Source organism: Klebsiella sp. C239 (genome assembly GCF_048822715.1).
Classification (GTDB): domain Bacteria; phylum Pseudomonadota; class Gammaproteobacteria; order Enterobacterales; family Enterobacteriaceae; genus Klebsiella; species Klebsiella quasipneumoniae.
Map to the genome: position 1 here is coordinate 222,230 of NZ_JBMEZK010000009.1, position 9,844 is coordinate 232,073.

Here is a 9,844-nt window from a genome sequence, read left to right on the forward strand (position 1 = left end):
TTTGATTCAGGATTCGCTCACCACCACGGTGCCGATTTCCGGGTGACTGAAGCTGGCGATTTTATCCAGGCGCAGCTCGCGGACGTTGCCGGCGAGTTCGACCACAAGATACTCGATATTTTTACGCGAGATTAGATCGCTGGCCTTCGCCTGCAGCTGTTCGCCATCCTTCAGCGCCAGCGTCAGCACCAGGTGATGCTGGCAGGCCAGCTCCAGGTTGTCGTAATCATCGCAGTTAATGGGTTGATAAGTATCATTCATTGACATAATCGCTCACCAGTAAGTTTGCTGCCGCATAAGCGGCCTTTTCCCTGACTGACTCCGAAAGGGCCTCATCCGCCGCAATCTCATTCAATACTTTCAACACGCAACCCAGCGCATCCGGGATATACCCTAAGTCTCCGCTGGCTATTTCCGCATACCGCTTGCGTATTAACTCACAATAGTGGTCCACATGCCCTCCTGTCAGCGTTCTGACTCAACCGTGGGATGCAAGTTTAAGCCTACGAAGATAAACTCTGTTTAGCAAGGGAACTATATCATAGTCATTTAAGCAATTTCAGCAGGATGAAACAGGTTGCTGCGATTGCTGACAGCCTTTTGTCGCCAGTTTCGCTACAATGTACGCCATTTTTTTCAGGAGTTTGTTCATGGCGCTGAAAGCGACGATATATAAAGCCGCGGTGAATGTAGCCGATCTGGATCGCAACCAGTTTCTGGATGCTAACCTGACGCTGGCGCAGCACCCGTCGGAAACCCAGGAGCGCATGATGCTGCGCCTGCTGGCGTGGATCAAATATGCCGATGAGCGGCTGCAGTTTACGCGCGGCCTCTCGTCAGACGACGAGCCGGAGCTGTGGCTGCTTAACGATCATCTCGGGGTTGATCTGTGGATCGAGCTGGGGCTGCCGGACGAGAAACGTCTCAAGAAAGCCTGCTCGCGGGCGCAGGCGGTGGCGTTGTTTGCCTATAACAGCCGGGCGGCTGAAATCTGGTGGCAGCAGAATCAGAACAAGCTTGCGGCATACCCGAAGCTGACTATCTGGTATCTTGATGATGCCCAGCTGGCGCAGCTTAGCGCTTTTGCCGACCGCACGATGACGCTGCAGGCCACTTTGCAGGAGGGGAGCATCTGGTTGTCCGACGCTCAGAATAATCTGGAAATTCAGCTTACCGCCTGGCAAGGGCCGGCATGATTACTATCAGCCGCAGCGTGGCCATTGCCGATAACGAGATCACGCTGGAAGGTATTCGCGCCCAGGGGGCCGGGGGCCAACACGTGAACAAAGCGTCGACCGCGATCCATCTGCGCTTCGATATTAAAGCCTCGAGCCTGCCGGCGTTTTACAAAGAGCGCCTGCTCGCCGCCAGCCACCATTTAATTTCTGCTGACGGTGTGGTTATCATTAAGGCTCAGGAATATCGCAGTCAGGAGATGAACCGCGAAGCGGCGATCGCCCGGCTGGTGGCCCTTATCAAAGAATTGACCGCAGTGCAAAAAAGTCGCCGGGAGACGCGACCGACTCGGGCATCCAAAGAGCGACGCCTTGCTTCCAAGGCGCAAAAGTCCTCAGTCAAGGCGCTGCGTGGGAAAGTTCGCCAGTGAAGGCGTCGGCGAACGGGTGGAATGGATCATAAGGAAAGTAGAGTGAAGAAAATCATATTCTCCGTGATAGCGGCCTGTTCGCTGTTCGCGCTGTTTGGTTGTAACCATCGCGCCGAAACTGACACGGTCCAGCCGGCGGCGATGGAAGAGCTCAAGCCGATGCAGCAAAGCTGGCGCGGGGTGCTGCCTTGCGCGGATTGCGAAGGCATCGACACCTCGCTGTTCCTGGAAAAAGACGGCACCTGGGTGATGAATGAGCACTACCAGGGCGCGCGTCGTGAACCATCCTCCTTTGCCTCTTACGGCACCTGGGCGCGTACGGCGGATAAGCTGGTACTGACCAACAGCAAGGGCGAAAAATCGTACTTTCGCGCGAAGGGCGACAAGCTGGAGATGCTCGACCGCAACGGGAGTCCCATTCAGTCTCCCCTCAACTATACCCTGGAGCCGGTGAAGGCCAGCCTGCCGACCACCCCGATGGCGATGCGTGGTATGTACTTCTATATGGCCGATGCGGCAACCTTTACTGATTGCGCGACCGGTAAACGCATCGCGGTGGCGAATAATGCCCAGCTTGAGCGGGATTATGCCGCTGCCCGCGGCAATGATTCACGTCCGGTGCTGCTGGTGGTGGAGGGGCACTTTACCCTCGAGGCGAACCCGGATACCGGCGAAATGATGAAAACGCTGATGACGGATCAGGCTGGCAAATTTATTCCTGGGAAGGACTGCGGACACTGATTGTCCGGCTCCTGCCCGGGAAACGGGCAGGGGATACGCCTCAGCGGTAGCCGGCCAGCGGAATTGGGTCATTGCGGTTTTACCGTCCCCCCTTTTCCACCAACCATAGCGCACGAAGCATGAGCCTCATGACGGGGGTAAAGGGCAAATCGTTCTTTTACTCCGCACCGGCCTTCGGTTTGCTCAACCCCACCAGTTTACCGGCCTGAAGATAAACTCCCAGTTTCAGATGCCCGACATACTGCAGCTGCGTCTCGGGTTTAAAGGTGGCGACATCTCCTTCCCGCATGTGCAGCAGATCGGAAGGGCTGATCTACGCCGCCTGCGCCAGGGTCAGCGGATGCCCGGCTCTGACAAAGGCCTCGCTGACAAACTCCGAGCAAAACCACGCTTTCTTGTCGGGGCTGGCCCCATCGCCCAGTTGCGCTTTGGCCAGGCCGCTTACGCACTGCTGGCGAAAGTTACGCGAGAAAGGGTTGAGCGAGCAGAGCGGTTTGGTGACCATATAAGGGATAAACTGAATAATGCCGCGATAGTTATACCCGCTGTCTTTGACCTGCCAGGCAAAACCTCTCATCGCCATCGCCTGGTCCGGCGTCAGATCGGGCACTCTGAGGGCAAAGAGTTTATCGCTGTGCGCCATCGCTTGCTGTAGCGATATCACCTGCACACCGGCGCCGGTAGCTTCCGCAATTTGACCCTCGCCGAGATACAGCGCGACGTGGCTCACGGAAGAGGCGCTGAAGGCGCGGATCCCAAGCGAAGTGACGCCAAGGCTGGAGGAGAAGAGCAGGTCGCCGGAACGAAGGTCGTTTTCGGCGATTTCGCGCAGTCCGCTGCCGGCAATCGAGCTTTGACGCTGGAGGGTGACAGCCCATGGCGGTGAGCGGCCATCGGTAGCGGATGCGGAAGGGGCGCTGCGGCCGACGTCTACAGTGCAGGCGGTAAGCAGGAGCAGGGCGGAGGTAAGCAGCCCGCTGCTGAGGAGAGGTGCAGTCATGGGTACAGTCCTTGTAAAAAAAAGGCCCTGACATCCGTTCAGGGCCCTGAGCTGTGTAATTAGCCTTTTATCGCTTTAACCAGATATTCCACAATATCCCCGGTCTTGATCAGCTGCTTCTCACCGTTGCGACGATACTTGTATTCGATATCGTCGTTGTCGAGGTTACGATCGCCCAGCACGATGGTGTGCGGGATACCGATCAGCTCCATATCGGCGAACATCACGCCCGGACGCTCTTTACGATCGTCCATCAGCACTTCAATACCCTGGGCGCTCAGCTCGGCGTACAGTTTCTCCGCCAGCTCCTGCACACGGTAAGATTTATGCATGTTCATCGGCAGGATCGCCACCTGGAACGGCGCAATCGCATCTGGCCAGACAATACCGCGATCGTCAAAGTTCTGCTCAATCGCCGCCGCCACCACGCGAGTGACCCCGATACCATAGCAACCCATGGTCAGGATCTGGTTGCGGCCATCTTCGCCCTGAACCGCGGCTTTCATCGCCTCGGAGTACTTCGTCCCCAGCTGGAAGATATGACCCACTTCGATACCGCGCTTGATAAGCAGGGTACCTTTGCCGTCCGGGCTCGGATCGCCGGCAACGACGTTACGGATGTCAGCGACTTCCGGCGTGGCGACATCGCGGTCCCAGTTGATGCCGAAGTAGTGTTTGCCGTCGATGTTGGCGCCGGCGGCGAAATCGCTCATCACCGCCACAGTACGGTCGATAATCACCGGCACCGGCAGGTTCACCGGACCCAGGGAGCCCGGACCGGCTTTCACCAGGGCGCGGATCTCTTCTTCGGTGGCGAAGGTCAGCGGGCTGGCGACCTGCGGCAGTTTTTCCGCTTTCACTTCGTTCAGCTCGTGATCGCCGCGCACCAGCAGGGCAACCAGCGGGGAAGCGCTATCTTCAACCGCTTTCACCAGCAGGGTTTTCACGGTTTTTTCGATCGGCAGGTTGAACTGCTCAACCAGCTCGGCGATGGTTTTGGCGTTCGGCGTGTCGACCAGGGTCAACTCCTGGGTGGCGTCCGCGCGCGGCGTTTTCGGCGCAACGGCTTCCGCAAACTCGATGTTTGCCGCGTAGTCGGAGCTGTCGGAGAAGATCACATCGTCTTCGCCGCTCTGCGCCAGCACCTGGAATTCATGAGAGGCGCTGCCGCCGATGGAGCCGGTATCAGCCTGTACCGCGCGGAAATCCAGCCCCATACGGCTGAAGATTTTGCTGTAAGCGGCGTACATCGCATCGTAGGTTTCCTGCAGCGATTCCTGCGAAGTATGGAAAGAGTACGCATCTTTCATCAGGAATTCGCGGGAGCGCATCACGCCGAAACGCGGGCGCACTTCGTCGCGGAATTTGGTCTGGATCTGATAGAAGTTCAGCGGCAGCTGCTTATAGGAGTTCAGCTCGTTGCGGATCAGATCGGTGATGACCTCTTCGTGGGTTGGACCGAGGACGAACGGACGATCGCCACGATCGGCAATGCGCAGCAGTTCCGGGCCGTACTGCTCCCAGCGACCGCTCTCCTGCCACAGTTCAGATGGCTGAACGACCGGCATTAACACCTCGATCGCACCGGCGTTGTTCATCTCTTCACGCACGATGTTTTCGACTTTTTTCAGGACGCGCACGCCGGTCGGCAGCCAGGTGTATAACCCGGAGGCCAGCTTGCGGATCATCCCGGCGCGCAGCATCAGCTGGTGGCTGATTACCTCGGCGTCGGCAGGTGTCTCCTTCAGAGTGGAGAGCAGATATTGGCTAGTACGCATGTTGTAACGGTTCCAGTTAAACGAGCGGAACAGGCTGGTTGCCCAGCCTGAAACAAAAAAGTGGTTTAGTTTACCAGTGTGGCAAAGATGCCAAAAGAGAGGAAAATAAAATTAGCGCGCTTCGAGGGCAAAGACTTCAAAACCGGAGGCAGTCACCCGCCAGCGGACGTTGAAATCCAGCAGCCAGACGGCGTAATTTTTGCCTGCCTCTTCCTCCTTACGGTAGGCCGGACGCGGATCCTGCGCCAGCACCTCTCGGATAAACGCCTTCAGGTGCGGATAACGCTTCTCCAGATGCAAAAGCTGCGTTTCGACGTCGGCGGTAAAACTGACGACCTGATCCGCCTGCGGCGCCTGTTGCGCGTAGCTGGCGTGCGCGTTGGGTAGCGCTTCGGCAAACGGCAGATAGGGTTTGATGTCGACCACCGGCGTACCGTCGACGAGATCGAGGCTGCCGAGTTCCAGTATCACCTGCTCTTTCTGACAGCGAACGCCCTTCAGCTCAACCAGAGACATGCCAATGGGATTGGGGCGAAAGGTGGAGCGGGTGGCGAAGACGCCCATACGCGCGTTGCCCCCGAGACGGGGAGGGCGCACCGTCGGACGCCAGCCGCCTTCCATGGTCTGATGAAACACAAACAGGATCCACAGATGGCTGAAGCTTTCCAGACCACGCACGGCGTCGGCCTGGTTGTAGGGCGCGATCAGATGGAGTTCTCCGCCGCCGTGCTTGACCAGACCCGGCTGGCGAGGTACGGCAAACTTCTCTTTATACGGCGAGCGGATCACGCCTATCTGCGCGAACTGAAATGCACTCATTGCGCCGAGACGTTAAGCGCCGAGCCCAGACAAACCGCCTGACGGTAGCAGCCTGGGGTGCCGCTGGTCACTTCGCAGCGGTGCAGCAGGACAGCATTGGCTTTCATACGTGCGGCATTAATCTGCAGGCGCTTGCGGGCGGTAGGGATATTCGGCGGAGAATCCTGATTCGAGGCCTGGCAGGACTCGCCAGACACTTCCCCCAGATCGCGGAATGGTTTACCTACCAGCTCTGACGCATCGGTATAAATACGTACCGGCGCCGGACGGGTTGCGCGTGGTTTGCTCGGCTCCGATTTAACCGGGGGAGTTGCAGTGCTTTGAACAGGTTCAACGGGAGATCTGCTTAGCATGGAACAACCGCTTAACATGAGTGCTAACAAACAGACCGGTAAAGCACGCATAGTATTTCCTCAATGAATAAAAAACAGGGCGTTATTGAATCAGGTGCTTGCATAAATGACAAGACGGGCGTGAAGCCCGTCCTGAATGATATTACGGTGAGAAAAGATTACCAGCCTTTCACTGCGCCGCCGTTAAAGATCTTGTTTGCTGCTTCGTAAACTTCATCGCTCTGGTAAGCCTGAACGAATTTTTTCACATTCTCAGCATCTTTATTGTCTTCACGCGCCACGATCAGGTTCACGTACGGCGACTCTTTCCCTTCGACAAAGATGCCGTCTTTCGCCGGGGTCAGGCCAATCTGGCTGGCGTAAGTGGTGTTGATAACGGCCAGCGCGATCTGCGCGTCGTCAAGAGAACGCGGCAGCTGCGGCGCTTCCAGTTCAACAATCTTCAGGTTTTTCGGGTTCTCGACGATATCCAGCGAGGTCGGCAGCAGGCCTACGCCGTCCTTCAGTTTGATCAGGCCCACCTGCTGCAGCAGCAGCAGAGAACGACCGAGGTTGGTCGGATCGTTAGGGACGGCGATCTGCGAGCCCGGCTGCAGTTCGTCCAGCGATTTGATTTTCTTCGAGTAACCCGCGATCGGGTAGACGAAGGTGTTGCCGACAGCCACCAGCTTGTAGCCGCGGTCTTTAATCTGCTGGTCGAGATACGGTTTATGCTGGAAGGCGTTGACGTCGATATCGCCTTTGCTCAGCGCTTCGTTCGGCAGAACGTAATCGTTGAAGGTCACCAGCTCAACGTCAAGGCCATACTTCTCTTTTGCCACTTTCTGCGCGACTTCAGCGACCTGCTGCTCCGCCCCGACGATAACGCCGACTTTAATATGATTCGGATCTTTTTCATCCTGACCGCAACCCACCAGCGCCAGAGAACCGATTAACGCACCAACTGCCGCAAAGGTTTTGAAATTAAAGGCCATGTTATTTCCTTCCTGTAAGAATGAGTGTTGTCTGCCAATAACGTTATTTATGAGTCACAGCCCGGACGATGCGATCGCCAGAGAATTGAATTAAATAAACCAGAATAACCAGCAATACCAGTACGGTATTCATCACGGTGGCGTTGTAACCGATATAGCCATACTGATAACCAATCTGCCCCAGACCGCCGGCGCCCACCGCGCCGCCCATGGCGGAATAGCCCACCAGGGTGATCAGGGTGATGGTGGCGGCGTTGACCAGACCCGGCAGCGCTTCAGGCAGCAGAACCTTACGCACGATCTGCAGCGGCGTGGCGCCCATCGCCCGGGAGGCTTCGATAAGGCCGGTCGGGATCTCCAGCAGGGCGTTCTCCACCATGCGAGCGATAAACGGCGCGGCGCCCACCGTCAACGGCACGATCGCCGCCTGCAGGCCGATTGAGGTGCCGACGATCACGCGGGTAAACGGGATCATCCAGACCAGCAGGATAATGAACGGGATGGAGCGGAAAATGTTCACCAGCGCCGACAGCGTCCGGTACAGTTTAGCATTGGCGACGATTTGCCCCGGACGGGTCACGTACAGCAGCACGCCCACCGGCAGACCAAGGACAAAACCGAAGAAGCCGGAGACAAAGGTCATTGCCAGCGTTTCCCATACGCCGCGCAACAGCAGCCACATCATTGCCTCAGACATAACCCAATACCTCTACTTTTACATGATGTTCCTGCAGCCAGGCGATAGCCGCCTGAGTGTCTTCCTGTGTACCGTGCATTTCGGTCAGCATGATGCCGAACTTCACCCCGCCGGCATAATCCATCTGCGCGCTAATAATGTTGTTATTCACGTTGAAGCGACGCGCGGTTTCAGAAAGCAGCGGCGCATCGACGGAGTGGCCGGTAAATTCCATGCGCAGCATCGGTACGCTATCCGCTGTGGCGGTAGGTTTCAGGCGCGCCTGGTAGTCATCCGGAATATCCAGGTGCAGCGTCGACTGAATAAACTGCTGGGCCAGCGGCGTCTTCGGATGGGAGAAGACTTCGCTCACCGTGTCCTGTTCAATCAACTGGCCGTTGCTAATCACCGCCACGCAGTCGCAGATGCGTTTCACCACATCCATTTCGTGGGTGATCAGCAGGATGGTCAGCCCCAGGCGACGGTTAATGTCTTTCAGCAATTCGAGAATGGAACGGGTGGTGGCCGGATCCAGGGCGCTGGTGGCTTCATCGCACAGCAGCACCTTGGGGTTACTGGCCAGCGCGCGGGCAATGGCGACACGCTGTTTCTGGCCGCCGGAGAGATTAGCCGGATAGCTGTCGTGCTTATCGCCCAGGCCGACAAGATCCAGCAGCTCCGTCACACGGCGTTTGATTTCTGCCTGTGGCGTGTTATCCAGCTCCAGGGGTAACGCCACGTTGCCGAAAACGGTGCGGGATGCCAGCAGGTTAAAATGCTGGAAAATCATGCCAATCTGACGGCGAGCGCGGGTTAGCTCTTTTTCCGACAGCGCAGTCAGTTCCTGACCGTCAACCTGTACGCTGCCCTCGGTCGGGCGCTCCAGCAGGTTAACGCAGCGAATCAGAGTACTTTTACCGGCGCCTGAGGCACCGATGACGCCGTAAATTTGTCCGGCAGGGACATGCAGGCTGACATTGTTCAGCGCCTGAATGCTGCGATTCCCCTGCTGGAACACTTTGGTGATATTGGAAAGTTTAATCATCAGTTATTTATTATCGTTTAGCCGTTTGCCGTGGCATTTTCTTCTGCCGTATCCAGGCGATGCCTGGCAATGAAATGGATGTTAAGGCATCCAGACGTCTAAATCAATCTGACTCTTTATAATGAGCACTTTCTTGCATGCGGAAACATGCGATACTAACGGCACTAGCCTTTTTCAGGAGCATACCGGTGGCAAAGTCAGTACCCGCAATTTTTCTCGACCGTGACGGCACCATTAATGTCGATCATGGCTACGTCCACGAAATCGACAATTTTGAATTTATCGATGGCGTCATTGACGCAATGCGCGAGCTCAAAGAGATGGGCTACGCGCTGGTGCTGGTCACTAACCAGTCCGGTATTGCTCGCGGTAAATTTACCGAAGCCCAGTTTGAAACGCTGACCGAATGGATGGACTGGTCTCTGGCAGACCGTGGCGTCGATCTGGACGGTATCTATTATTGCCCGCATCACCCGCAGGGTGCGGTTGAGGAGTACCGTCAGACCTGTGATTGCCGTAAACCGCATCCGGGGATGCTGATCTCCGCCCGCGATTATCTGCATATCGATATGGCCGCTTCCTATATGGTAGGGGACAAACTGGAAGATATGCAGGCTGCAGCGGCCGCTGATGTCGGTACTAAAGTGCTGGTGCGTACCGGTAAGCCTGTTACTGAAGAAGCGGAAAAAGCCGCGGATTGGGTGCTAAATAGCCTGACCGAGCTGCCGGCGGCGATTAAAAAGCAGCAAAAATAAGCGTTGCGTATAAAAGATGAGCGGTTGAAATAAAATTGTATTTTTCCGCTTGTCATTCCCGGCGGGCTCCCTATAATGCGCCTCCATCGACACGGCG

12 protein-coding genes and 1 pseudogene are annotated in these 9,844 nt (G+C 56.6%); 4 read left to right on the forward strand and 9 right to left on the reverse strand.

Annotation, left to right across the window (positions count from 1 at the left end; translation table 11 throughout):
- Positions 1–6: 6 nt before the first annotated feature.
- Together rof and ACOI6Z_RS22095 are read right to left on the reverse strand one after the other, a co-directional pair.
- On the reverse strand, positions 7–267 hold the full coding sequence (gene rof / locus ACOI6Z_RS22090; RefSeq protein WP_002889424.1) for a Rho-binding antiterminator: 261 nt from the start codon (positions 265–267) through the stop codon (positions 7–9).
- Positions 254–454, reverse strand: coding sequence for a YaeP family protein (locus ACOI6Z_RS22095; RefSeq protein ID WP_002889429.1), 201 nt, complete (start codon positions 452–454; stop codon positions 254–256). Before ACOI6Z_RS22095 ends, rof begins: the two co-directional genes overlap by 14 nt.
- Before the next feature lie 196 nt (positions 455–650).
- Here ACOI6Z_RS22095 and ACOI6Z_RS22100 point away from each other — a divergent pair, with 196 nt between their 5' ends.
- From ACOI6Z_RS22100 to nlpE, 3 genes are read left to right on the forward strand one after another with little or no spacing between them, the layout of a single operon-like run.
- Entirely contained in the window at positions 651–1,196 is a 546-nt protein-coding gene (locus ACOI6Z_RS22100; protein WP_023292054.1) for a YaeQ family protein, read from the forward strand.
- Entirely contained in the window at positions 1,193–1,606 is a 414-nt protein-coding gene (gene arfB, locus ACOI6Z_RS22105) for an alternative ribosome rescue aminoacyl-tRNA hydrolase ArfB (RefSeq protein ID WP_004204468.1), read from the forward strand. The genes ACOI6Z_RS22100 and arfB overlap by 4 nt, the downstream gene beginning before the upstream one ends.
- Before the next feature lie 42 nt (positions 1,607–1,648).
- Complete coding sequence (gene nlpE / locus ACOI6Z_RS22110) at positions 1,649–2,347, forward strand: envelope stress response activation lipoprotein NlpE (RefSeq protein ID WP_086075002.1); 699 nt, start codon at positions 1,649–1,651, stop codon at positions 2,345–2,347.
- A 157-nt stretch (positions 2,348–2,504) separates the two neighbouring features.
- Here nlpE and ACOI6Z_RS22115 read toward each other — a convergent pair.
- The 7 genes and pseudogenes from ACOI6Z_RS22115 to metN all read right to left on the reverse strand — a co-directional run bounded on the left by ACOI6Z_RS22115 (position 2,505) and on the right by metN (position 8,992).
- Positions 2,505–3,347, reverse strand: a pseudogene (locus ACOI6Z_RS22115) (YaeF family permuted papain-like enzyme).
- Positions 3,348–3,406: 59 nt separating this feature from the next.
- Positions 3,407–5,125 (reverse strand): proline--tRNA ligase, encoded by a 1,719-nt coding sequence (gene proS, locus ACOI6Z_RS22120; protein WP_032452990.1) that lies wholly within the window; start codon positions 5,123–5,125, stop codon positions 3,407–3,409.
- A gap of 111 nt (positions 5,126–5,236) precedes the next feature.
- Positions 5,237–5,944, reverse strand: coding sequence for a tRNA (N6-threonylcarbamoyladenosine(37)-N6)-methyltransferase TrmO (tsaA, locus tag ACOI6Z_RS22125; RefSeq protein ID WP_032452991.1), 708 nt, complete (start codon positions 5,942–5,944; stop codon positions 5,237–5,239).
- On the reverse strand, positions 5,941–6,348 hold the full coding sequence (gene rcsF, locus ACOI6Z_RS22130; protein WP_023292059.1) for an Rcs stress response system protein RcsF: 408 nt from the start codon (positions 6,346–6,348) through the stop codon (positions 5,941–5,943). Before rcsF ends, tsaA begins: the two co-directional genes overlap by 4 nt.
- Positions 6,349–6,455: 107 nt before the next feature.
- Positions 6,456–7,271: a methionine ABC transporter substrate-binding lipoprotein MetQ gene (metQ, locus tag ACOI6Z_RS22135; protein ID WP_002889445.1), complete on the reverse strand. Its 816-nt coding sequence runs from the start codon at positions 7,269–7,271 to the stop codon at positions 6,456–6,458.
- Between the two features lie 43 nt (positions 7,272–7,314).
- Positions 7,315–7,968, reverse strand: a complete 654-nt coding sequence (locus ACOI6Z_RS22140; RefSeq protein WP_004204478.1) for a methionine ABC transporter permease MetI — start codon at positions 7,966–7,968, stop codon at positions 7,315–7,317.
- Positions 7,961–8,992: a methionine ABC transporter ATP-binding protein MetN gene (metN, locus tag ACOI6Z_RS22145; RefSeq protein WP_002889450.1), complete on the reverse strand. Its 1,032-nt coding sequence runs from the start codon at positions 8,990–8,992 to the stop codon at positions 7,961–7,963. Before metN ends, ACOI6Z_RS22140 begins: the two co-directional genes overlap by 8 nt.
- 188 nt (positions 8,993–9,180) lie before the next feature.
- On the opposite strand from metN, the gene gmhB reads away from it, so the two are divergent.
- Positions 9,181–9,747, forward strand: coding sequence for a D-glycero-beta-D-manno-heptose 1,7-bisphosphate 7-phosphatase (gmhB, locus tag ACOI6Z_RS22150; RefSeq protein WP_004204479.1), 567 nt, complete (start codon positions 9,181–9,183; stop codon positions 9,745–9,747).
- The last annotated feature ends 97 nt before the right edge of the window (positions 9,748–9,844 follow it).

What these genes read in the sequence shown, in the direction of transcription:
- arfB (WP_004204468.1), top strand. Translation starts at nt 1,193, where the DNA reads ATGATTACTATCAGCCGCAGCGTGGCCATTGCCGATAACGAGATCACG.
- rcsF (WP_023292059.1), bottom strand. Translation starts at nt 6,348, where the DNA reads ATGCGTGCTTTACCGGTCTGTTTGTTAGCACTCATGTTAAGCGGTTGT.
- metQ (WP_002889445.1), bottom strand. Translation starts at nt 7,271, where the DNA reads ATGGCCTTTAATTTCAAAACCTTTGCGGCAGTTGGTGCGTTAATCGGT.
- ACOI6Z_RS22100 (WP_023292054.1), top strand. Translation starts at nt 651, where the DNA reads ATGGCGCTGAAAGCGACGATATATAAAGCCGCGGTGAATGTAGCCGAT.
- proS (WP_032452990.1), bottom strand. Translation starts at nt 5,125, where the DNA reads ATGCGTACTAGCCAATATCTGCTCTCCACTCTGAAGGAGACACCTGCC.
- ACOI6Z_RS22140 (WP_004204478.1), bottom strand. Translation starts at nt 7,968, where the DNA reads ATGTCTGAGGCAATGATGTGGCTGCTGTTGCGCGGCGTATGGGAAACG.
- rof (WP_002889424.1), bottom strand. Translation starts at nt 267, where the DNA reads ATGTCAATGAATGATACTTATCAACCCATTAACTGCGATGATTACGAC.
- tsaA (WP_032452991.1), bottom strand. Translation starts at nt 5,944, where the DNA reads ATGAGTGCATTTCAGTTCGCGCAGATAGGCGTGATCCGCTCGCCGTAT.
- metN (WP_002889450.1), bottom strand. Translation starts at nt 8,992, where the DNA reads ATGATTAAACTTTCCAATATCACCAAAGTGTTCCAGCAGGGGAATCGC.